15 protein-coding genes are annotated in these 19,351 nt (G+C 61.8%); 8 read left to right on the top strand and 7 right to left on the bottom strand.

The genetic code is table 11. From position 1 onward, the window contains the following. Window positions 1–170 precede the first annotated feature (170 nt). Window positions 171–515: a DNA-directed RNA polymerase subunit omega gene (gene rpoZ / locus ATN00_RS02275; RefSeq protein WP_062061553.1), complete on the top strand. Its 345-nt coding sequence runs from the start codon at window positions 171–173 to the stop codon at window positions 513–515. A 105-nt stretch (window positions 516–620) separates the two neighbouring features. On the opposite strand, the gene ATN00_RS02270 is transcribed toward rpoZ, so the two are convergent. Next, a complete protein-coding gene (locus tag ATN00_RS02270; RefSeq protein WP_062061550.1) occupies window positions 621–1,094 on the bottom strand; it encodes a MaoC family dehydratase in 474 nt (157 codons plus the stop codon). Between the two features lie 256 nt (window positions 1,095–1,350). Here ATN00_RS02270 and ATN00_RS02265 point away from each other — a divergent pair, with 256 nt between their 5' ends. The 3 genes from ATN00_RS02265 to ATN00_RS02255 are packed head-to-tail and all read left to right on the top strand — an operon-like array spanning window position 1,351 to window position 3,869. Next, window positions 1,351–2,121, top strand: a complete 771-nt coding sequence (locus tag ATN00_RS02265; RefSeq protein WP_420496689.1) for a hypothetical protein — start codon at window positions 1,351–1,353, stop codon at window positions 2,119–2,121. Continuing rightward, the gene (locus ATN00_RS02260) at window positions 2,118–3,269 is read left to right on the top strand and encodes a M48 family metalloprotease (RefSeq protein WP_231746367.1); all 1,152 of its coding nucleotides are present in this window, start codon (window positions 2,118–2,120) and stop codon (window positions 3,267–3,269) included. Before ATN00_RS02265 ends, ATN00_RS02260 begins: the two co-directional genes overlap by 4 nt. A 9-nt stretch (window positions 3,270–3,278) precedes the next feature. Next, entirely contained in the window at window positions 3,279–3,869 is a 591-nt protein-coding gene (locus ATN00_RS02255) for a hypothetical protein (RefSeq protein ID WP_062061548.1), read from the top strand. Between the two features lie 23 nt (window positions 3,870–3,892). Here ATN00_RS02255 and ATN00_RS02250 read toward each other — a convergent pair whose 3' ends face one another. Then, a complete protein-coding gene (locus tag ATN00_RS02250; protein ID WP_062061546.1) occupies window positions 3,893–5,275 on the bottom strand; it encodes a sensor histidine kinase in 1,383 nt (460 codons plus the stop codon). 4 nt (window positions 5,276–5,279) lie between these two features. After that, window positions 5,280–5,969, bottom strand: a complete 690-nt coding sequence (locus tag ATN00_RS02245) for a response regulator transcription factor (protein ID WP_062068297.1) — start codon at window positions 5,967–5,969, stop codon at window positions 5,280–5,282. A gap of 250 nt (window positions 5,970–6,219) precedes the next feature. Here ATN00_RS02245 and ATN00_RS02240 point away from each other — a divergent pair, with 250 nt between their 5' ends. From ATN00_RS02240 to ATN00_RS02230, 3 genes are all read left to right on the top strand, one after another. Then, window positions 6,220–6,825, top strand: a complete 606-nt coding sequence (locus tag ATN00_RS02240; RefSeq protein WP_062061542.1) for a type IV toxin-antitoxin system AbiEi family antitoxin domain-containing protein — start codon at window positions 6,220–6,222, stop codon at window positions 6,823–6,825. 59 nt (window positions 6,826–6,884) lie between these two features. Further along, window positions 6,885–9,368, top strand: a complete 2,484-nt coding sequence (locus tag ATN00_RS02235; RefSeq protein ID WP_062061540.1) for a TonB-dependent receptor — start codon at window positions 6,885–6,887, stop codon at window positions 9,366–9,368. 73 nt (window positions 9,369–9,441) lie between these two features. After that, window positions 9,442–10,173 carry a tetratricopeptide repeat protein gene (locus ATN00_RS02230; protein ID WP_062061537.1) on the top strand — a complete coding sequence of 244 codons (732 nt, stop codon included), beginning with the start codon at window positions 9,442–9,444 and terminating at the stop codon, window positions 10,171–10,173. 160 nt (window positions 10,174–10,333) lie between these two features. Here the strand turns inward: ATN00_RS02230 and ATN00_RS02225 are convergent, their stop codons facing one another. The 4 genes from ATN00_RS02225 to ATN00_RS02210 all read right to left on the bottom strand — a co-directional run bounded on the left by ATN00_RS02225 (window position 10,334) and on the right by ATN00_RS02210 (window position 17,603). Next, window positions 10,334–11,218: an OmpA family protein gene (locus ATN00_RS02225; protein WP_062061534.1), complete on the bottom strand. Its 885-nt coding sequence runs from the start codon at window positions 11,216–11,218 to the stop codon at window positions 10,334–10,336. Window positions 11,219–11,791: 573 nt separating this feature from the next. Then, window positions 11,792–12,799 (bottom strand): fatty acid desaturase family protein, encoded by a 1,008-nt coding sequence (locus tag ATN00_RS02220; protein ID WP_062061531.1) that lies wholly within the window; start codon window positions 12,797–12,799, stop codon window positions 11,792–11,794. 368 nt (window positions 12,800–13,167) lie between these two features. Beyond that, window positions 13,168–15,318, bottom strand: coding sequence for a TonB-dependent siderophore receptor (locus ATN00_RS02215; RefSeq protein WP_197413649.1), 2,151 nt, complete (start codon window positions 15,316–15,318; stop codon window positions 13,168–13,170). A 107-nt stretch (window positions 15,319–15,425) separates the two neighbouring features. After that, the gene (locus ATN00_RS02210) at window positions 15,426–17,603 is read right to left on the bottom strand and encodes a molybdopterin-containing oxidoreductase family protein (protein WP_062061525.1); all 2,178 of its coding nucleotides are present in this window, start codon (window positions 17,601–17,603) and stop codon (window positions 15,426–15,428) included. Window positions 17,604–18,185: 582 nt separating this feature from the next. Between ATN00_RS02210 and ATN00_RS02205 the strand changes: the two genes are divergently transcribed. After that, window positions 18,186–19,148: a tyrosine-type recombinase/integrase gene (locus ATN00_RS02205; protein WP_197413648.1), complete on the top strand. Its 963-nt coding sequence runs from the start codon at window positions 18,186–18,188 to the stop codon at window positions 19,146–19,148. Window positions 19,149–19,351: the final 203 nt, after the last annotated feature.

Genomic DNA, 19,351 nt, shown 5'->3' with positions numbered 1-19,351 from the left:
GCTCAGCCCCGACTCAGGGCGAACAGACGTTTATGTTTCGGCAAGCGTCCGCAAACGGCCATCGCATGGACGTTGCCGCGTCAACACGGCGATTCCCTTTCATTGACTCTGCCGCCACGGCCTGTTAGGCGCGCGTCTCACGACTCTCATTCCTTGTTCAGGAGGCCCTGTTGGCCCGAGTTACCGTCGAAGATTGCGTCGACAAGGTTACCAACCGTTTTGATCTCGTCCTTCTTGCGGCGCAGCGCGCGCGCGAGATTTCCGGCGGTGCGGAACTGACCCTTGATCGCGACCGCGACAAGAATCCGGTCGTCGCCCTGCGCGAGATCGCGGAAGAAACCGTCCTGCCCGTGGATCTTCAGGATTCGCTCGTCGGCTCGCTGCAAAAGGTGCAGATCGATGACGACGACACGCCCGATGAAATCGGTTCGATCGCCCAGTCGGCGGAGGCGCTGCGCCTGACCGCCGCCGCGCCGCCGCGCAACCAGAATATCGGCGGCGATTACGACGGCTGATCCTCAACGGTTCGGAGAGGGAATGAGGCCCGGACTGCACTGGCAGGACCGGGCCTCACTATTTTTGCGCGCTATGCAGGCGTGCTTACCGCCAGTGCCTGCACGTCACGCCCGCGCCGGATCGCCCGCGACCATGCGCGTAACCTCATAGGTCATCACGACTTTTTCATCCTGATTATAAATGGTGACGTCCCATTTCACGATGGCGCGGTTACCCTTGCTCGTGGGGCGGATGTCGGTGGTCTCCAGCACGGCCCAGATGGTGTCGTTGACCAGCACGGGCGCCACCACCTTCATATGGACATCCAGCAGCGCGAGGCCGACGCCCTGGATCGCCGACTGGAAGATCAGCCCTTCGATGAAGCTGTAGGTGAGCGCCCCGGGCACCAGCCGCCCTTTCACCGCCCCCTGATAGGTCGCATCAGTGAACAGCACTTCCACCATGCCGGTGGCCGAAATGAAGTTCACCAGATCGGCTTCGGTGACGGTGCGGCGCCATGTCTTGCCCTTTTGCCCCACCACCAGTTCCTGCCAATAGGCGCCCCGGCCCAGTTGCGGAATGGAATCGAATGCGCTCACTCATCTGCTCCTTGGATCGTCCATATCGATCGTGGCGGTGTGGTCGCCCGCCCTTCCTCCTGCATGTAGTGCGCCTTCTGAACGGCCCCGAAAACAGAAAAAGGCCGCGTGCTCCCGAAACGGGGGGCGGCCGGTTCGACAGGATCGGATTTTCCATGGTCCAACTGAACATATTGACAAGCTCCTTTAAACAGGATGATCCATCGACATGACCTTGAAGGTCTGACCGGAGGCCGTCGGGGGACGGCGTCCTGCAATGGGGGGAATGATGGGGGGCTGGAAAAGACTTTCGGCATGGGCTGCCTGCGCGCTGATGATGGCGTCACCGGGCCTCGCGCAGGAAAAGACCGGGGTGAAATCAGGCTTCATCCTCCCGCCGGGCAGCGCCCGGATCGTGCTGATGCGGCCTTCCGTCATCGTCGGCGCGCAATCGACGGGCGGCATGTTCGAACCCAATGCCGATTGGACGGATGAGGCGCGCCGCAATATCGACCGCGCCATTCAGGATATTCAGGGCCAGCTTGGCAACAGCGTGGCCGCCTATGACAGCGAAGCGGAGGAAGCGGGCGCGCTCAGCGGCGAATATCGCTCGCTGTTCACCTCCGTCGCGGATTCCGTGCGCGAATATCAGTTCTTTCCCGGCAACCGCCTGCCCACGAAAAAGCGGGACAAGGGCTTCGACTGGAGCATTGGCACCGATGTGGCCGACCTGCCGGGCCTCAGCAACGCCGACTATGTCCTCTTCATTTCCACCGAGGATCATTATGGCTCCACCGGCCGCAAGATGCTTCAGATCTTCGCGGCCATGGGCGGCGTGTCCGTCCCCACCGGCCTGCACAAGGGCTATGCGGGCCTTGTCGACGTCAAGACGGGCGAACTGGTCTGGCTTAATGCCGATCTTCAGATGGGCGGGGATGTCCGCACCGCCGACGGCGCGCAGAAACGGGTAGGCCAGTTGTTCGAGGGCTTTCCCGGCCGAACCATGCCTCTGGCCCAAAACGCCCTGCCCGGACTCGCGCAACCGTGAAAAGGGCGCTGCTGGCGCTGGCCATGGCGCTAGGCCTGCCGGGCACGGGCCACGCCGAAACCTTCACGCTTCCGCCTTTCACGCAGGCCTATGAACCGCAAGGCGTGGATGAGCGCGGCGCGTGGATGATGGCGGATGAGCAGGAAAGGCTGCTGCGATCCTCGAAATTCGTCATCAGGGACGATGGGCTGAACCATTATGTCCGGGGCGTGTTCTGCCGGACTGTCGGGCAGGATCGGTGCGCCAATGTCCGCATCTATGTGATGCGGATGCCGGAATTCAACGCGACCATGTATCCCAACGGCATGATGACCGTCTGGTCCGGCCTGCTGTTGCGCGTCCAGAGCGAAGCGGAGCTTGGCGCGGTGCTGGGCCATGAATTCGGCCATTTCGAAAAGCGCCATGGCGTTTTCGGCTTCAAAAACAAGCGCACCATGTCCGACGTTATGGCGTGGATCGGGGTGGCCGCGCCGCAATCGGCGGGCTTTCAATATTCGCTTCTGGGGCAGGTCTATGCCTTCAACCGGGAGCAGGAGAGGGAAGCGGACATGATCGGCGTGCAATATCTCGCCGCCTCCGATTATCCTTCCTCGGCGGCGGCGCGGGTCTGGCGGCGGCTGATGGCCGAACAGGACGCCTCGGCCTCCGCGCGGGGCCGCAAGGCGAAGCATGGTTATGCGGCGGGCTATTTCGCCAGCCACCCCAGCGAACTCTCCCGCGCCACTACTTTGGAGGCTGCCGCCGTCCGCTATGGGGATGAGGGCGACGAAGGCCGCGCTGCCTATGCTCAGGCGCTCAGGGAATGGCTGCCCGAATTTCTGGGCGACCAGATTAAGCGGAATGATTTCGGCGGGTCCGATTTCATCCTCGATCAACTCGCTTCGGACGGCTGGACCGGCTCGCTGCTGTTCGCGCGCGCGGAACTCTACAGCCAGCGCGGCAATCCCCGCGACTATGTAACCGCCGCGCAATTTTACGCGCAGGCTATTGAAAAGGGCTATGCCGCGCCAAAGGCTCTGCGCGGGCTGGGTCTGGCGCAATTGCGGACCCAGCAGACCGAACAGGGCAAGGCGTCCTTGCGCCAATATCTTCAGCAATCGCCCGACGCCAGCGATGCCAGTCTCATCTCCTCGCTGATCGGGAATTAGGGTAAAATCATGAAAATCCCATATCGCTTCGCCGCCGCTGTCCTTGTCGTGACGAGCGCGCCCGCTCATGCCGGCAATCGCCTCATGCCTGCGGGCACGCCCGCACAGATCGCGGGCACGCCGCTGTCCGTCACCCCGCCGATCGACTGGAACCGGCTCGGCCTGCGGCCCGGCAAGTTCGCGGAGACATGGACGCTGGACGGCGACAGGCTCAACAAGGTCGTTTTCTTCTCGGGCGTGCCCGCCGGATCGCCCCTGTTCCGCGAGATTGACCGGAAGAACCGGCCGCTGCCCACCGTTTCCGCCGCCATGCTGGCCACGGACATCCCGGTGCTGCTGGAAAGCAGCTATCGCATCGTCATGGACACCGCCCTGTTCCAGGTCGACGCCATGGCGCCCGCGTCCGTCGGCGGCCATGACGGGCTGCGTTTCTCCTATAGCTACACCCGTCAGAATGACGAGCTTCGGCGGAAGGGCGAGGGCAGGGCGGCACTGGTCGGGGGCAAGCTGTACATGATGCTCTATGAAGCGCCTGCGCTCCATTTCTACGACCGGAATGTGGAAGATTTCCACAAACTCGCGGACACGGTGAAATTCTGAACGCCCTTGAGGCGCGGACTTCCCTATCCCGCTCTCACGCCGGGCAATCGGATCGCCAGATGCAGTCCCGAGCTTGACGGGACAATTTTGATCATGCCCTGATGAGCATGGACAATCGCCCGCACCATGCTGAGGCCCAGTCCGTGACCTGGTTTCGAGCGGGTCGGGTCCAGCCGGACAAGGCGCTCGAAAATCTTTTCCCCGCCATTTGCGGGAATACCGGGGCCGTCGTCCGCTACCGTCAGAACCGCCGCGCCCTGTTCAACGGCGAGCGTGATGATGGCGTTGGCTCCATCGCCTGCATGGACGAGAATATTTTCCAGCATATTGGCGATGGCGCGCTTGAGCAATTGTGCATCGCCGCGGATGGTGACGTCGTCCAGCATAGCGGTGATGGTGCGGCCTTCGTCGTCGAACGCCGGGCGATAGGCTTCGACGATGTCCGCGACGATCTCCGCGAACGGCAGGAGGATGAAGCGCTTGCGGACGGCCAGGCCCTGCACTTCCGAAATGCCGAGCAAGCCTGCGAAAAGGTCCAGCAGCGCGTCCATGTCGGCGATCGTTCGTTCAATCCTGTCGGCCGTCGCCTCATCGGGCGCTGCCCGCATCAGGGCTTCCATGTCCTGCCGGATACGGCCCAGAGGCGTACGCATGTCATGCGCGATGTCGCTGGAAACCTGACGCAGCGACAGCATCAATGTTTCGATGCGGCCCAGCATGGCGTTGAGGATCATGGAGATGCGATCGAACTCGCTGCCCGAACCGTCGATGGGAACACGGCGCGTATAGTCGCCTTCGATGATGCCCTGCGCGGCTCCGCTGATCAGCACAAGCCGCCGGCGGATCAGCCGTCCCAAGGCGATGGTGCTGACGGTCCCGGTGAGCAGGATCACGCCCAGCCCTGCCAGCGCCACCAGCAGGATGCGGTCGTCGGCGCGGCTAAGCGCATCGCGATCGCCGGCAACGACGATCTGTCCGCCATCCGGCAGGCTCCGGCCCAGCGCTTGCGCTTTTCCGGTCGAGCCATCGGGACGGCGGATGGGCAGAAACTCGGTCCACCCGTCCGGCGGAAGCCTGGGGATCAGCGATCCGGCGATCCTGTTCCCCTTCGCATCGGACAAGGCATAGAGCATCATGCGCCCTTCGCCGCCCGCCCCGGCGAGATAGCCCGTTCCGCCGGTTGTCCCGCCATCGCGCATGTCCACGAATTGCGCCAGCGCCGCCGTGCCGTGCGATGCATGATATTCAAGCAGCGCATCCATCTCCAGTTCGATCCGATGATCGATCTGCGCCTCGATTTCGCGGTGGGAAATGAAGATCGCGGCAGCACCCAGCGCCGATATGACCAATCCTGATATGCTGGCGGTCAGGATGGACAGGCCCTTTATGGTGCGGGGGACGATCATGCAGTCATTGTCCGCCGCTGACGATCATGTAGCCCGATCCGCGAATGGTCCGGATGACATTGTCGGCCCCGCCCTCGTTCAGCTTGGTGCGTAGCCGGCTCATATGCGTTTCGACGATGTTGGTTTTGGGATCGAAGCCGAAATTCCAGACCCGGTCGAGCAACATGGTCCGCGTGACGAGCCGATCGGCATTGCGAAGCAGATATTCCAGCAGGCTGAATTCGCGCGGTTGCAGGTCGACCGTGCGACCATCGCGCTTCACGGTGCGCCGCACGAGATCCATTTCGATACCCCCGACGCGCAGCAGGGTCTGTGCATCGCCTCGTTCGCCGGGTGGCGGCCGCCGCGCCAATGCGCCAAGGCGCGCCGCCAGCTCCGCAAAGGCGAAGGGTTTGATCAGATAGTCATCCGCACCTTCTTCCAGCCCGGCGACACGATCCTCGATTCCCGCCATGGCGGACAGGATGATGGCGGGGGACTGGCATCCCGCTTCGCGCGCCAGCCTGAGCATGGTGAGGCCATCAAGGCCCGGCACCATTCTGTCGAGGACGAGAATGTCGAAGGCTTCGGCCAAGGTCCGCGCGAGCGCGGCTTTCCCCTCGCTCTCGGCCACCACCTGATGCCCCAATTCCGTCAGCCCGCGCACCAGATAGTCGCGCGTCTCCTTGTCATCTTCCAGCAGCAATATCCGCATCGCATCCGACCGTACATTTCCGTCCTCCATGCTGCAACGACCCCCGTGTAACATTGGCATTTCTATACCATTTCCCAATGTTGTTCGATTTGATGGACCTTGTGCCGCGTATCAGTAAACACGCCGAAGCTGCGAGTCATTATTATTAGCTTTCTCATTAAGGGGCAAAAATGGCGGAAATCATGGATGGGCCTGATCGCTATATGCGCCATGCGGCTGGTCCGGCTGCCTTCATGGAGGCTGGCCTGTCATGAAGTCCGGACATATCCTCGCGCGGCGCAATGTGCATGAGCGGCAGGTGATTGCGTGCCTGCGCGGTGGCCTCACCTTCGAATTGCGCGACATTCCCGATGCGAAGGACGCCTTTTCCAATCTGGCCGACATGGCGCAGCGCCGCGGCGCGGTCATCTTTGCCCGTGAATCGCCCTTTGTCGGCGATGCGGAGATCGAAATTCTGACACGGATCGCCGCTGCCCAGCGCTTGGGAAGGCGGGCTCCCTCGCATGGGGGTGGCATGGAATGCGATGCGCTGCTGCGCTGCGCGACGGTGCTGCGCGAGGCCGGCATCTGGCTGCCGTTGGCGGCATCGGCGGGCGGTTCGCGTCGGCAGCCCGAGCGTGGGGCGTTGGCGCGCCATCGGTTCGCAAAGGGTGAGGCGGTGCGGGCGCGGGCCTTGTCGCTTGCCCGATCGCGTCAGGTCGCCAGCACGGAAGAATTCGCGGCGGTTGGCGTTTCCCGTCAATATGTCAGTCAGTTGTGCAAGAACGGCTATCTCGAACGTGTTCGATATGGCTGGTATCGCGCGGCGCCCGTTTCGGATCGCGGCTTCGCGGCCGATCGCTACGCACGCGCATAAATATTCAACGGGGCCGGAAGCAACCGGCCTCCTCATCATGCCGAAAAGGGGCAAACATCGTGAATCTGAATGAACCGCGCCATCGCGCGTCTACTGCCAGCAGCTTTCTGGCCTTGAGCTGCGTGGGACTATTCGTTTCCGCTGCGCCGGCTATTGCTCAGTCCGTCGATCAGGCTTCGTCCGATGACGGCCAGAGCCGCAAGCTGGGCGGGATGGTCGTCACCGACACGGCGATCGATGAGCAGGGCTATAAGGTCGACAAGCCGGACTCGCCCAAATACACCGCGCCGCTGGTCGACACGCCCCGGTCCATCACCGTCATCCCGGCTTCCGTCATCAAGGACACGGCCTCGGCGTCGCTGACCGAAGCGCTGCGGACGGTGCCGGGCATCACGCTGGGCGCGGGCGAGGGCGGCAACCCGCTGGGCGACCGCCCCTTCATCCGCGGCTTCGATAGTCAGGCGAGCACCTATCTTGACGGCGTACGCGACCTTGGCGCGCAGAGCCGCGAAATATTCGCGATCGAGCAGATCGAGGTGGTGAAGGGTTCCGACAGCACGACCGGCGGTCGTGGCGGCGCGGGCGGTTCGCTGAACCTGGTATCGAAGACGCCCAAGGCCGACCGCTTTATCGCGGCGAGTGGCAGCGTCGGCAATGCCGATTACAAGCGCGCCACCATCGACATCAACCAGCCGCTCAGCGATTTCGTGGGCGTCCGGCTGAACGCCATGTGGCACGATCAGGATGTTGCGGGCCGCGACGACATCTGGTCGAAGCGCTGGGGCGTCGCGCCCTCGCTAACCCTTGGCCTGAACGGTCCGACCCGCCTGACCTTCAGCTATTATCATCTGCACACCAGCGAATTGCCGGATTCGGGCATCCCCTATCTCTATACCAACGGAAACGCGCCCGCTGGCGTCACCGAAACCGGACCGGCGCGCGATTTCACGACGATCGGCGGCCGGGAGATCAGCGTGCCGCGCGGCGCTTATTACGGCCTCAAGTCCCGCGATTTCCGCAAGACGGATGTCGATAATTTCACCATCCGCGCGGAACATGACTTCGGCGGCGTGACGCTTCGCAACACGTCGCGCTATGGCCGCAGCACGCAGGGCTATGTCTGGACCCAGCCTGACGATCAGCAGGGCAATGTCTACGGCACTGACGCCGCCAATCCGGCGACGGCGGGCGGCTATGTGTGGCGGCGCACGAACACGCGCAATGGTTATGCGGAAGGTCTGATCAACCAGACAGACCTGTTCGGCACCTTCAACACCGGCGGTATCAAGCACAGCTTCGCGGCGAGTGTCGAATTCAGCACCGAAAAGACCGCCTATGGCAGCTATGTCTCGAACGCCGCCACCGGCGCGCCGATCGCCACCGGCTCCACTCTGACGCCGCGCTGCTCGGTGGAGATGATCGCGCGCTATAATTGCACGACGGTCGACGCGCCGAACGCGTCGGACCCGTGGGTCAGCTATGCCAGCGACACGTCGGGCGTGCTCGCCACGATCGAGAAGAGCCTGCCCAAGACGCGCACCATCGGCGAAACGACCACCAAGGCGGTGTCGTTGTTCGATACGATCACGATCACCGACGCGCTGCTCATCAATCTGGGCGGCCGCTATGACCATTATGAAACGAAGCTAAGCCCCGGCCTTGCCGTGGATTCGACCGACAACCGTAGCTGGATCTCGCGCAAGGACGATCTGTGGACCTATCAGGCGGGCCTTGTGTTCAAGCCCGCTTCGAATGGCAGCATCTATGTTTCGACGTCGACTGCCGCCACGCCGCCCGGCTCCTTTCTGGGTCAGGGCAGCGAATCGAACGGCCTGACAGCGGGTCGCTCGGAAGTGCTGGCGAGCCTTGACGACCTGAAGGTTGAAAAGACCCGCTCCTATGAAATCGGCACCAAGTGGGATCTGTTCGGCGACAGTCTGGCACTGACGCTCGCCGCCTTCCGCACCACGACGAAAAATGCCCGCGCGACCGCCGAAAACGGCTTGGTCACGTTCATCGGCGAACGGCGGATCAAGGGCATCGAATTCGGCTTCAACGGCAACATCACGCCGGAATGGAACGTGTTCGGCGGCTACACCTATATGGACTCCAGGATCGTGGACGCGGGCTATACCGCCACGACGGTCGGCGGCGTCACGCTCTACGCGCCCGCCGCCAGCACGGGCCGGCAGTTCCCGAACACGCCCAAGCACAGCCTGACGGCCTTCACCAACTACAAGATCACGCCTGCCTTCACTGTCGGCGGCGGCGCGATCTATATGAGCAAGGTCTATGGCGGCTATTCCGACACCCGCACCATTCAGAACAACGCGGTGGTCATCACCAAGTCGCTGGCGCGCATGGTGCCCAGCTACTGGCGGTTCGACGCGAACGCATCCTACAGCTTCAATGATGCGGTCAGCCTTCAGGTCAACGTCAACAACGTCTTCAACAAGCGTTATTATGACAAGGCTTATGCGGCGCACTATGCCAATCAGGCAGCGGGCCGCACCGCCATCGCGACGCTCAACATCAAATATTGAGCTTGCCTGCTCTCCTCGGAAGGCAAGATGGCCCACCCCGCAAGGGGTGGGCCATATTCACGGGAGTCAATGCATGTCGCCCCATTCGAAACTGATCGCCATGAACGAAGCGGATCGCGCCGCCGCGCTCGCCGGGCCGCCGGAAGAGGTGGCCGCCCTGCTGCTGGAGGCGGCCGAGGCGGGCCATGCGGAGGCGCAGTTGCTCATCGGGCAGCTTTATCTCGATGGCAAAGGCGTGGACCGCAATCCGGTCGAGGCGCTTCGATGGTTCGGCATCGCGGCCAAGGACGGCAACGTCATGGCCATGAACATGGTGGGGCGCTGTTGCGAGCATGGCTGGGGCGCCGCCATAGACAAGAGCCTGGCCGCTCAATGGTATGGGTCCGCAGCGGAACGCGGTCTGGACTGGGCCATGTACAATCTCGCGACGCTGTATTCGCTGGGCGAAGGCGTCAGCGAAGACAGGCCGGAAGCCCTGCGTCTCTTCGAGCAGGCGGCCGCGCTCGGCCATGCCAAATCCATGAACATGATCGGCAGCTTTCATGAGGATGGCTGGGTCGTCGAGCGCGATATCCGGCAGGCCGCCCGCTATTATGAAATGGCGGCCAAGGGCGGCGATTTTCGCGGCCAGTTCAATCATGCCCGCATGTTGATCGATGGTGGCGACATCGCGGGCGCGCGGCTCTGGCTTGCGAAAATGTCGGAGACGGCCACGCCCGCTTTCCTGGCCAAGACGAAAATATGGATGGCTGCTCAATCCGATCCCGTCTGGCAGCAGGCGTTAAGCAGCATGCAGGCGCGATAGCCTTCCCGGATCATTTGCATTAGCTGCCGTGAGATTATTCGCCTCGTGCATGCCCCTTTTCGCGAAAGGAGGCATGCACGAATCTACATGGGGGGCGAAGGCGCGGGATCGGCCCGGGTGGAACAGGCCGCTTCCAGCCTGACCCACCCGTCTGGCGATTTTACAGACCGTCAAGGCCCTTGCTGACCAGGACATTCACCGCAACACGGCGGTTTTGCGACTTGCCTTCGACGGTATCATTGCTCGCCAACGGGTCCGCTTCGGACATCCCGGACGGGGTAAGCATGCGATAGGGCTTCCAGCCGCACACCTGCTGAAGATAATTGACGACGCGACCGGCTCGCTTTTCGCTCAGTTCCTGGTTGAAGTCGGAGCTTCCGGTAGAATCAGTGTAACCCACGACAAGCAGCAGGGCGTTGTCCATCCCCTCAGCAGCGGTTGCCGTGGCGCAGAGATCATTTTTCGCCTGAGCAGACAGCACGGCCTTGCCAGTATCGAAGTTCACATTGGTCGTGCTTTTGATATTATATTGATCGATGTCGCCCACGCGACCGCGCAGCGCCTCTGTCGCCGCGGTCTGTTCCGCAAAACCCTGTGCGGTGCCGTTATGGATCATGGATGCGGTCTTGAGATCCTTGTTCTTAAGATCGATCTGGCTTGCCAGCAGGCCACTGCCCGATTGCACCGTCTTGATGGTGACCGGCAGGCCGTTGAGCAGCGATTCCGCGGCAAGCTTGCTGCGATGGAGGCCCAGGAATCCCCCGCTGGCCTTGATCCGGGTGGCATCATTAACGGCGATAGCCGTGTTGGTGCCGTCAGAGGCGGTGACTTGTATGCTGTCGCCGCTGCGCGCGGAGATAATGCCTTCGATCTCCGGCCCTTCGGCCAACTCAGCCGTTTCAGGCGAAGGCGGCATATGGACCGTCGCCGAAAGGTCGGCCTGGGACTGGTCCTGCGATTCCTGCGCGGCCAGGCTGGCGGACGCCGTGGCGGTAAGCATGGCCAGCGACAAGAGAGCCCTTGGGGTCTTGGAAACGACAATCATTGCGATACTCCTTCAAACTCGACCGGCCGTGCCTGCATGATCGCCGTTCTCGTCCGACCGTCGTTCCCGCGATGGCGTGTCCAACTCTCAGACTCCCTTTGACCCTTGCTGCGTACGATGCGCCGCATCGATGCCGCACTTGAACGACCTGGATTTCCTGCGTGTTCGGACCAACCTTTCTAGCGCATGAACGCCGCCAGTAACGCCGGGCGCCGCGGGGGTAATTGGAGCACCTCTTGCGGCGAACTGATGTAGATTGCGCCACACGAATGGCCTCAGCGCACAAGGAAAATGGAAACTATGCTTCCCGGTCCCAAACATTCGCCGGTGCATCTTCGGATCTGCTTCGGCGAACCCCGGACCGGTCCTGAATGACCGGAACGGCGCTTCGTGGCCGATCTGCCGCGGCGATCCGCTCGCTGCGCGCCGATCTCATCTGGCGCGCGCATCGTGTTGAGGGGTTTTCAGCCGCTCGATCTGGGTGTTCGCGCGCAAGGGTCGCGCATCGCCATTCGCGACCACGGACAATCCTGCCGCATTCGGCAGCCCGGGCCATGCATTGAACGCCTGATGTTACGGCTTTACCTCAGAGCGCGTGACCAACCCGTTCGATGCGGATGGTGGCATCAACTCCCTGATCACGCCCCAATAGCCCCGCGTAACATGCGCGTCCGCCGCATAGGCCGGGTCGGTCATCAAATGGGCGTGCAGTCGGCGCAGATTGGTCCAGGGCACTGACGGGAACAGATGATGTTCCAGATGATAGCTCACGTTGAAGGGCGCGATCAGAAACCGGTCGAGGAATGTGGGGATGACGGTGCGCGTGCCGTTGAGTTCCCGTTCGTCGGCGACGCCATTATGTTCGGCCATTGCCCGAATCCGATTGAAGACATTGGCCCAGATGAAAAGCGGGATCATCAAAAGGCCCAGTATTTGCCAGCGAAAGGGCGACCACAGGATCAACCCGTAAAACAGCACGGCCCAGACCACATAGCGGATACGCAGAGCCAGGCGAAAATCGAAACCGAAGCGTTTCGGATTGTGAAAATTGGCGAAGGGTGCCCAGACCCGGCTGTCGCGCGCCATGCGATAAAAATTGAGACCGATCACACTGCGGACCAGCAACCAGGTCATGGCGGCGCCAGTTTTCGGAAAATGCTGGTCGGGGTCCCTCCGCTGGACGCGATAGTCGCGATCACGCAGGGTGTTGGTGTAGCGATGGTGGTGCATGTGGTTGGCGCGGTACAGATCGATGCTGAAGCCGAGCGGATAAGCGACGAAAATGTCGCCAATCAGATCGTTGAGGCGGCGATTGCTGAACAGCATTCCGTGACATGCGTCGTGCATCATCACCGCCAGGCATTGAATGCGCGATCCGATGACGAAACCGGCCAGCAGGTAAACCGGAATCCGATCGACATGGATCGCGATCGCGCCGGCTGCGATCATTATCACCCACTGCAGGACGAGCAGCAGTGCGTTACGGCGGTTGTCGATCACGGAAAGCTCCCGGATCAGCGCCAACGTGCCACGCCGCGAATATCGATATCCGGGAGGACGCTCATTGGCGATCTCTTCCATGAGGATAGGTCTCCGGCTGCCACACAAACTTGGGACGGACGCTATGGTTGGCGCGTTCCGACGTCAAGCGCGCAGGCCCATCTTCGCGGTCCGGCCCAGCGCCCGGATAAGGTGGGGAACGGGCGGATACCGCTTACAGGCATCACCGGCATCGGTGGCGGCAATATTCGCCAGCCGGATCAGGATCGATCGCCATCGGATCGCTCGACAGCGGCGTCTCAGGTCTGCTCGCGCTCGAAAGGGCGGGCGCATCGTTGAACGGCGGCATCGCTGATGGCCGGAATAGCCACTTCAGAGTCCATTAAGACCATGCATGGCCAAACAGCCGATCCGGGCAGGTAGGCTCCCGCCCGGATCGGTCTTGCAGGTTAGAAGCCGTACTTCAAAGTCGCGCGGACATTGCGCGGCTCGCCATAAATATAGCCCCCGAACCAGCTGTTCGTGTTGTAGTAACGCTTGTCGAAGACGTTGTTCACATTGATCTGGAGCGATAGCTGTTCGGTGATGTCGTAGGCGCCCATCAGATTGACAAGCCAATATGCCTTCTGCCCCACCTTTTCCGTCTCCCCAGTGCCAGGATTTTCCGCCGTCTGGGGCGGGCGGCTTTCCCAGCGAACCGAGCCGCCGAGGCTGAAACCGCGCAACGCGCCGCCAAGCTCATATTTCGTTGCCATGCGGAACACCTTGCGCGGCTGATGTGCCTGTACGTCATTGCCATCCGCGTCCGTTGCCTTGAAGTGGCTCCAGCCCGCGCTGATGTCCCAGCCCGGCAGCACCTCACCTTGCATTTCGAATTCATAGCCCTTCGACACCGTGCCCATCGCGGGCTTGGACGCCACATCCGTGGTGCCCGGCACGAAATAGCCGATGTCGGGAACGGCGAAATTATCCTGCTCGATGCGGAACACAGCTCCCGACAGGCGCAGCCGACCGTTTATCAGGTCCGCCTTCAGTCCCGCCTCGTAGTTGGCGCCTTCCAGCGGATCGAGATAGCGTCCGTTGCGGTCGCGTGCGGTCTGCGGATTGAAGATGCTGGTGTAGCTCGCATAAGCGGACAGGAAATCGTTCAGGTCCACAATCACCCCGGCATAGGGCGTGAACACATTCTTTTTCTTCAGGCGGTATGGCTCGGCCGTGTAGAGCGCTTCTTCCTCGTCTCGCACCCAGGTGCTGAGTCGGCCGCCGATAATCAGCTTTACCGGGTCCAACAGCTGGAACCGCGTCACGCCGTAGAGGGCAGTCTGCTTTGTCGTGCCGATGCCACTCATCCGGAAGCGCGGTCCCCATGTCGGCTCAGGATAGCTGCCGTCCCATGCGTTGAAATCGCCGACCGGCGCGACTGTGGCGGGATCTGGATCACGGTTGGTCCAGCCCGTCTTCAGGTGATTATACATCGCGCCCACAACCAGTTCATGCTGGCGACCGAACAGGCTGTAATGGCCTTTCAGCTGGAGGTTGAGGTTCCACTGCTTGGGCTTGGTGAGATACCAGTAGGGCCAGACATTCATGCCGATGCCTGTGGCCTGATCCGGGCTGCCCCATAGCCAGATAAGTTTGGAATCTTCGGTCTGCTGGAAATAGGAGACATCGCCCTTCAACGACCAGCCGGTCGCCAGATCCTGTTCGATCGTCAGGAAGGCAGAGGTTTCGGCCGTGTCCCAGGCGTTCCAATCCGCGCCCGTGGTCTTCGAGCGGGACCATTTTGCGACCGTGCCATCGGCATACCAATAGGGCAGTTGCGCCCACATCACGCCGTTGCGCTCATCCTTCTGGTAACTCGCCCCCGCGCGCAGCCGCGTGTTCGGCCCCAGATCCGCGCCGATCACGCCGTACAGAGTGAAACCCTTGCTGCTTTCCAGGTCTACGAAGGCATCCTGCTGGTACACTTCAGCCGCGAAACGGACGCGCACCGATCCGTCGCCGGTCAGCGGTGTGCTGACATCCGCCGTTGCCGAGAAATGGTCCCACGATGCCGCTTCAAGCGTCACGGTACCTGTCAATTCGCGTGCGTCAGCCTGTCGGCGCACCATGTTGATGGAGGCCGATGGCTCACCCGCGCCCTGCAGCAGGCCGACCGACCCGCGAATGACTTCGATGCGATCGTAGATCACCGTGCTGCTTTCCTCCAGCCCGATATTCCCTGTGGCGAAGGGCAAACCGTCGAGCTGAAAATTGGTAATGTCGAAGCCACGGGCCGACAGCAGGTTGCGGCCCCGGTCGACGCGCTTGACGGATAGGCCGGTGGTATATTCCAGCACATCGGCAACGGTCGATGCCGCCTGGTCGTCAATCTGCTCGCGCGTGATGATCGTGAGCGACTGCGGCGTTTCACGCGGGGTCAGGTCAAGCCCGGTAGCAGCGGCATTCCTGTCCGTTCCGCTGCCATAAACGATGATGGTGCCGTCTCCAGACCCGCTTTCGTTGCGATTCTCCGCGCTCTCCTGCGCGAAAGCCGGCGCTGAAAGAAAACTTGCCGTCAGCAAAGCGAACCGAAAAGCCGGAATAACAGAACGAACCACGATGCCCCCTTCGAATGTCTCCAATGTGACAATCGGCGGGCACCTACCTCAATATGCAAATGATTCGCAATATACTATTATTCGCTATTCCAGAGGAGCGAGACGCTTCAGCTGCCCCCTGCATGATCGGTCTCTTCCGCCACCCGCGCCCGAACCGGCCGGATGTTGACGGGAACGGCGGACATGCGCGGCATTGCATTGATCGGTTCGAGATTGCGATCCGTGCTGATCAACAATCCGGTATTGGCGCCGTCGCGATCATAGCTGGTGTCGCCGGGAAGCCCGCCCCAACCGTGCGTCATCTGTATGACGCCCGGCTTTACCCCGGCGTCCGCCTCGACCGCGGCAGGGATCATGCCCGCGTCCGAACTGATTTCGATCCGGTCGCCATTGACGAGGTCCATCGCGGCGAGATCGGCGGGGTTCAGATAAGCGAAGTTGTATGGCATCCGCTTGCGTATCGCCGGGATGTTGCGGTGCGCGGAATTCTGCACGTCGCGGATGCGGCGCGATGTCAATCTGTGGCTGAAGATGGCGCCATGGCTGTGATAGGCGCCATGACTGTCCCGTTCGTCGAGAATCTGGCGAAGTTCGGCGACGATGTCATCCGGCGCCACCGTAAAGCGGCCGCTATGCCCGTCCGATGCTGGCCCGACATATTGCGGCGTGCCTTCGTAAATGCCGCCCATTTCATCCGCCTTGAGCTGCGCGAAGGGGACGGGCGCATGGCGCGCGACGATAGCGAGCAGCCTGTCGGTTGTAGGCTTGGTGGCCATGTCGAGTGGCACGCCGTCATAGACGAGATCGAGCCCCAGCCGCTTGGCCAGCCCCCAATAAATCTCCCACTCGTCGATCAGGTCCGAACCCGCCGGTGGCGCCGCGATCGCGGGCGTGTAACGAGCATAGGGTTCGGCATACAGGCTCTCATAGAGGAACATCGTCAGATCCTCGCGCTCATACCCCATTTTTGGCGGCAGGATGTAATGGGCCAGTCTTGAAGTCTCATTCATGAAAGGCTCGATGTTGACGAGCAGATCGAGCGTCTCGATCGCGCGGAGCATTTTTTGCTGATCAGGAATGACATTCACCAGATTGGAGCCGTGGCTGATGAAGCACCGGACCTGATCGGCGCCAGGCGCCAGGATCTCGTCGGCCATGATGCCGCCCATCATCTCGTCTCCGAGCATTCCATAGCCACCCACCCGGCTCTTGAAGCCCTGCTCCCAGCTGCGCCCGGCAGGGATTACCTGGGCGCGCGGATCGCCGCGCGCGCGGAGCACGCCGGGGTTCACGACGCGCTCGCCCTCCCGCTGATACCGCCCGCAGATCACATTCAGCGCCTCGATCAGATGATCGGACAGGTTGGAATGCGGCGCCATGCTCGGCCCTGTGCCGGCATAGGCTCCGCCACGCTGGCATTCGACCGCGAACAGCCGCGCCGCCGCGCGCAGATCGGCAGGATCGATTCCTGCGCGCGTGGCCACATAATCGGGGGTGAACGGGTCCACGGCCGTCCGCAGGATTTCGAGATCCGCGACATGATCCCGGCAGAAGGCCGCGTCTTCCCAGCCTTCGTGCAGGATGATGCGGATCAATCCTGCCGCGATCGTCGGATCTTCGCCGGGATAGGGCTGGAGGAATATATCGGCGAACGCCGCCGTCTCGGTCCGGCGCGGATCGATCACGATCAGTTTCATGCCGCGCGCGCGCGCCTCTTTCATCCGCTTGGTCGGATTGGTCATGTCGAAATAGCTGTTGGTCAGCGACACGAGCGGGTTGGCGCCGAACATCATGCGTACGTCGCTGTCGCGCAGCGGATGGCGCGGCGCGTTCCAAAAGCCCATCCGCCCCGCCGTTACCGATTTGGCGGATTGATCGATCGTATAGGTGGTGAAATGCTTGTGCGATCCGATCGCCGTCAGAAATGCGGGCAACATGCTGGTCGCGGATGCGTTGAGAAAGGCGCCCGTGCCCCGGAAGCCACCGATGGATTCCCCGCCATATTGCGCTACGGTTGCCCGGATCGTCGCGGCAATCTCGTCCAGCGCGGTTTCCCAGGCGATCGGCGCGAACGAGCCATCCGGTTGCCGCTTGAGCGGTCGCAGCACGCGATCGGGCGCGTAATAGGCGGCGGAAGCCTCCAGACCCTTGATGCAGGCATAGCCCGTGGTCATCAGGTCATCCCGGTCGCCACGCACCTGGACGACATGATCCTCGTCGTCGAGCGTCACGCGCGTGCCGCAAAACGGCATGCAGAACCGGCAGAAGGACTTGACCTCTCGCATAACGCTCTCTCCTCGGCGGCCGCTCTCGTCGCGTCCTTGCATTGAGCTATAGCATATTTCTCGGCTGAAATGCCCCGTGCGCTGCCTACCCCAAGGCAGGCTGTTCAGGAGGGGCGGGAATTCGGGCGCTGATCCAGCCATGGGGCTATGATGTCGAGAACCGCAGGCCGGTTGTGAACCAGGCCTAAGCCGATCCCCTCCGCCATATCATGCGGCGCCATCTGGCGCTGGATTGGGTTGCCGATCCGGCCGACCGGCTCAACGCTCCATGCGCGCCCTCACATCGCCCGAAGGCGAAGCTCCCGTTCCCATGAAGATTGAATGGTGCGGTCGAGATGCCGTTCCGCGCCCAGATTTCCCTATAACCTATTGTTTTCAATATATTTGTTCTGAGAAATTTTTACTCAGAATGACCTGTTTTGACCGCCCCTTGTGCCATTTGTGCCAAGCGGCCTATGCCGAGTCAGGCGAACCGCACCCATTCGGTAGCGTGGCACAAAAATAGCAGGATTTGGCACAATGGCGACCATTCAGAAGCGAAAGAAATCGTGGCGCGTTCAGGTTCGCCGCAAGGGCGGGACTATGTCTGCCACCTTCGACACAAAGGCCGAAGCCGAAGCCTGGGCAATCGCGACCGAAGCGAAGATCCTCGCGGGCAACGGTGTCGAGAACATCGTTCAGGAACCGATCGCACCCATCGCCGGAAAAGCGGCCAAGGATGTGTTTACGCGCTATGCCAAGGAAGTGTCGCCCGGAAAAAGAGGTGGGCGCTGGGAAGAGATTCGCATCAAGATGCTCATCCGCCGAAGCCGCCTGTTCGACCGGCCGATCACCGCAATCACCGGTCCTGACATGGCCGAGTGGCGCGACAAGCGGCTGTGCAAGGTGTCCGCCTCGACCGTGAACCGCGAACTCTGCTTGATCTCAAGCATGTTCACTCATGCCATGAAGGAATGGCGCGTGGGCCTGACCTGCAATCCTTGCGCCCTGATCACCAAACCGCGCAAGCCACGGCCGCGCACACAGCGGGTCACGATAGCAGATCGCAAGGCCATCATCACGCAGCTTGGTTGGAATGAAACGTCGGAGCCTACCACATCGGCGCAATGGGTAGCCTTTGCGTTCTACCTCGCGCTCGAAACCGCGATGCGGAAGGGCGAAATCCTCTCGCTGCGATGGTCGGACATCGACTTCGACGCCCGACATGCGCACCTCGACATGACAAAGAACGGTGACGAACGCGACGTGCCGTTGTCCAAGGCCGCGATGACGCTGCTGCGAATCGTGAAGGAGCCGGAGCCGGCGGCACCGATCGTCCCTGTGCAGACGGGGCACTTCGACAAGCTGTTTCGCGATGCAAAGCGCGAGGCTGGCCTGTCCCACATCCACTTTCACGACAGCCGGCGAGAGGCCGCCACGACAATGGCCCCGAAGCTGTCCAACGTGCTCGAGTTGGCGGCGATCACGGGGCACAAGTCTCTCTCGATGCTTCAAATCTACTACAAGCCGACCCCGGCCGATCTCGCCGCCCGGCTTGATGCATAGGTATCGTGCGCAAGCCGAAGATGCCATGGCGACCGCTCCACGATGGCTGTCGACAGGAAGGCGGTGCGGTGTATCTGCGAATCACCACGCGCATCGCGGCAAACTGGAAGCAAACCCGGACCCGCGCTCATTGCTGCTCAACGATCCATAAATCGGTTATCGCTTGCAGTTGGATGACTGCCAGTGGCTTGGTGAGCAATCTT

Origin of the sequence: Sphingobium baderi, assembly GCF_001456115.1 — a bacterium.
Taxonomy (GTDB): Bacteria; Pseudomonadota; Alphaproteobacteria; order Sphingomonadales; family Sphingomonadaceae; genus Sphingobium; species Sphingobium baderi_A.
Note: the sequence above shows the minus strand (reverse complement) of the source record. Positions and strands in the feature narration are given on the sequence as shown.